Genomic DNA, 2,695 nt, shown 5'->3' with positions numbered 1-2,695 from the left:
GATCATCGCCGACACCAATTTTCCGTCCGATTCCGTGGCGCGCCAGACGGCGCTCGGCCGCGTGCTGCGCATCGATGCCTCGGCGGCGCAAGTGGTCAAGGCGGTGCTGTCGCTCTACCCGCTCGATACATTCGTCGACGACTCGGCCGCGCGCATGGAAATTGTGGGCAAGCCCGACGAAATTCCGCCCGTACAAAGCGAAGTGCAAAGGGAGGTCGACAAGGCCGAGGGCAAGTCGTGGCCGATGATCGCGGTCGAGCGCTATGCCTTCTACGAGCGCGCCAAACAGGCCTATTGCGTCATCCAGACAGGTGAGCGCCGCTTCTACGGCTGCTTCGCCTTCCGCAAGGGCGTCGTGCCGCCGGATGCGGAGTAGCGGCATGGCCTCGGGCAAGCCTGTCGTCATGAAGCCTGTCGTCATATTGGGTGTGTTCGTCGCCGACACCGCTTACAGGGCGCAGCGCCAGCCGCGCATGGGCGAAACCATCCTCGGCACGTCCTTCACGCTGGGGCCGGGCGGCAAGGGTTCGAACCAGGCGGTTGCCGCCGGCAAGCTCGGCGCCGACGTCACCTTCCTCACCCGCCTCGGCGTCGATCCCTTCGCCGACATGGCCAGGCAAACCTGGGCGCAGGCGGGCGTCAAGAATGCCGTCATCGATACGCCGGAAAGCTACACCGGCGCGGCCTACATCTTCGTCGAAGAGACGACCGGCAACAACGCCATCATCGTCAGCCCCGGTGCCGCCATGCTGATCTCTCCAGCCGATATCGAAGCCAATGCCGGGCTGATCAGCGGTGCCGGCGTCTTTGTCACCCAACTCGAACAGCCGATCGAAGCAGCCATGCGGGCGCTGGAGATCGCGCGTGGGGCAGGGGTGACGACGATCCTCAATCCGGCCCCCGCGGCAAAGCTTCCCGACCGCATCTACACGCTCTGTGACTACCTCACGCCCAACGAGACCGAGACGGAGGAACTGACCGGGATGAAGGTGTCCTCGGTCGACGAGGCGCGGCGCGCCGCGGACAGTCTGCTGAAAAAGGGGGTCGGCACGGTCATCGTCACGCTCGGCGACAAGGGCGCGCTTTTGCACTCGAAGGAGCGCTCCGACCATGTTCCAGCCGTCAGCGCCGGCCCGGTGGTCGAAACCACGGGGGCAGGCGATGCCTTCAATGGCGGGCTTGCCGCAGCACTTTCGAGGGGCGTGGAGCCGCTGCAAGCGGTGCGCTTCGCCTGCGCCGTCGCCGGTATCTCCGTGACGCGACCGGGGACTGCACCGTCGATGCCGACATTGCGGGAGGTCGAGGCACTGCTGGCGAGGGGGTGATCTTGCAGGGCCAAGCGTAGGCAAGGGCTGAAAGGACCTGAGTGACCTCAGGTCTCTTGGACCTCAGGTCTCTTGCAAGACAATGTTTTTGACAATCAATGTCGACATTTCTCTGAAGCCAAGAGCTTGATACCCTTGAGAGAAATGGCGCGAGTGACGGGGCTCGAACCCGCGACCTCCGGCGTGACAGGCCGGCACTCTAACCAACTGAGCTACACCCGCGCATGGCGAACACGTGTCAGCCGTGTTCGTCGTTGGGGCGCTGGATAAGGGGTTCGCCACCGGGTGTCAAGCGTGACAGGACAGCATAACAGCAAACAGGAGAAGGTTTTTTGACAGCCGGCGTTTTGTTGGCAAAACCGGCATCCAACCAGGGCATCCTGCGCTCATTTGGCCTTGCGAAGCGGACCCTGACCGCTTAAAGGTCCGGCCCGGAGCGGGCGATTAGCTCAGTTGGTAGAGCGCTTCGTTTACACCGAAGATGTCGGCGGTTCGAGCCCGTCATCGCCCACCATTCCATTAGTCCATTCAATCTGTTGCCAAGACACGGAACCGAGTCGTTCGGTAGGTGCTGCAATCACGGCGGCAACAGTCGAAAATCATTGCCCTCCGGCAGCAACTGCCCGCCATCGACGACGATGGTCGTGCCGGTGATGTAGCTGGCATCGTCGGAGGCGAGGAACAGGAAGGCGTTGGCGACGTCGCGCGGGCTGCCGAGGCGGCCGAGCGGGATGGAGTCCTCCATGTTCTTGATGTAGGCCGCGCCGCGATGCAGCTCGATGGCTTCGGTCAGGATGTTGCCGGGCTCGACGCCGTTGACGGTGATGCCGTAGCCGGAGAATTCCAGTGCCGCGGCGCGGATGAAGCCGTTGATGCCGGCCTTGCTGGCCGAATAGTGGCCATGGCCCGGGCTGGTGACATGCGGGCCGGTGATGGACGAGGTGTAGAGCATGCGGCCGAAGCCTTGCGCCTTCATCGGCACCAGGGCCGCGCGGCTGGCGTTGAAGGTGCCGCGCAGGTTGACCGCCATGACGCGGTCCCAGTCGTCGGCGCTGGTGTTCTCGATCAGTTGCCAGGGATAGATGCCGGCATTCTGCACGATGATGTCGAGGCGGCCATGCTGCTTCAGCGCCAGCGCCACGGCGGCCTCGGCGTCGCTCATTTGCGAGATGTCGGTGCGGATGAAGGGGACGCCCAACTCGTCAGCGGTGGCTTGCCCGGCATCGGCCTCGGTGTCGGCGAGCACCAGCCTTGCGCCTTCCTCGGCAAAGCGTAGCGCGATGCCCTTGCCGATGCCGCGGGCGCTGCCGATGATCAGCGCTACCTTGTCCTGCAACCGATTGGTCATGCGAGCCGTCCTGTCATGCGAG

3 protein-coding genes and 2 tRNA genes are annotated in these 2,695 nt (G+C 64.1%); 3 read left to right on the top strand and 2 right to left on the bottom strand.

Annotated features, from left to right (window positions below):
* Together EOC06_RS35605 and rbsK are read left to right on the top strand one after the other, a co-directional pair.
* Nucleotides 1-376, top strand: a 376-nt coding sequence (locus EOC06_RS35605) for an RbsD/FucU family protein (RefSeq protein ID WP_128310002.1), incomplete at its 5' end; no start/stop codon positions are given.
* Nucleotides 377-380: 4 nt separating this feature from the next.
* Nucleotides 381-1,325 (top strand): ribokinase, encoded by a 945-nt coding sequence (rbsK, locus tag EOC06_RS35600; protein ID WP_128310001.1) that lies wholly within the window; start codon nucleotides 381-383, stop codon nucleotides 1,323-1,325.
* Nucleotides 1,326-1,470: 145 nt separating this feature from the next.
* Here the strand turns inward: rbsK and EOC06_RS35595 are convergent.
* Nucleotides 1,471-1,547, bottom strand: a tRNA-Asp gene (locus tag EOC06_RS35595).
* A 216-nt stretch (nucleotides 1,548-1,763) separates the two neighbouring features.
* On the opposite strand from EOC06_RS35595, the gene EOC06_RS35590 reads away from it, so the two are divergent.
* Nucleotides 1,764-1,839 (top strand) — tRNA-Val (locus EOC06_RS35590).
* A 63-nt stretch (nucleotides 1,840-1,902) separates the two neighbouring features.
* On the opposite strand, the gene EOC06_RS35585 is transcribed toward EOC06_RS35590, so the two are convergent.
* A complete protein-coding gene (locus EOC06_RS35585; RefSeq protein ID WP_128310000.1) occupies nucleotides 1,903-2,673 on the bottom strand; it encodes an SDR family NAD(P)-dependent oxidoreductase in 771 nt (256 codons plus the stop codon).
* Between the last annotated feature and the right edge of the window lie 22 nt (nucleotides 2,674-2,695).

This window comes from Mesorhizobium sp. M7A.F.Ca.MR.362.00.0.0 (genome assembly GCF_004023175.1).
Taxonomy (GTDB): domain Bacteria; phylum Pseudomonadota; class Alphaproteobacteria; order Rhizobiales; family Rhizobiaceae; genus Mesorhizobium.
This window is presented reverse-complemented; position numbering and strand designations above follow the sequence as displayed.

What these genes read in the sequence shown, in the direction of transcription:
- rbsK (WP_128310001.1), top strand. Translation starts at nt 381, where the DNA reads ATGGCCTCGGGCAAGCCTGTCGTCATGAAGCCTGTCGTCATATTGGGT.
- EOC06_RS35585 (WP_128310000.1), bottom strand. Translation starts at nt 2,673, where the DNA reads ATGACCAATCGGTTGCAGGACAAGGTAGCGCTGATCATCGGCAGCGCC.